Here is a 313-nt window from a genome sequence, read left to right on the forward strand (position 1 = left end):
AGGTGTGGAAGTGCAGTAATGCATTAAGCTAACTGATACTAATTGCCCGTACGGCTTGTCCCTATAACCTTGACGGTTATGCGCATTTACTCCGATGATGAGTGGTGCTACCCAATAAACTAAATGAAATCCCTGCTTGCGCAGGGACGACGTGAAACGTCGCTTTACTTCTCCCAGATTCGCTGGGCAGCCGTTGGCTGCACGGCACACAAGTCAAAGCTTGATGACCATAGTAAGTCGGTCCCACCCCTTCCCATCCCGAACAGGACCGTGAAACGACTCTACGCCGATGATAGTGCTGCAACCAGTGTGA

Annotated in this window: 1 rRNA gene; it reads left to right on the forward strand. The window is 50.8% G+C overall.

Annotated features, from left to right (window positions below):
- Positions 1 to 219 precede the first annotated feature (219 nt).
- Positions 220 to 313: ribosomal RNA gene (gene rrf / locus GTP55_RS29330) — 5S ribosomal RNA — on the forward strand; the annotation flags it as partial.

The sequence above is a fragment of the Duganella margarita genome (assembly GCF_009857535.1).
Taxonomy (GTDB): Bacteria; Pseudomonadota; Gammaproteobacteria; order Burkholderiales; family Burkholderiaceae_D; genus Rugamonas; species Rugamonas margarita.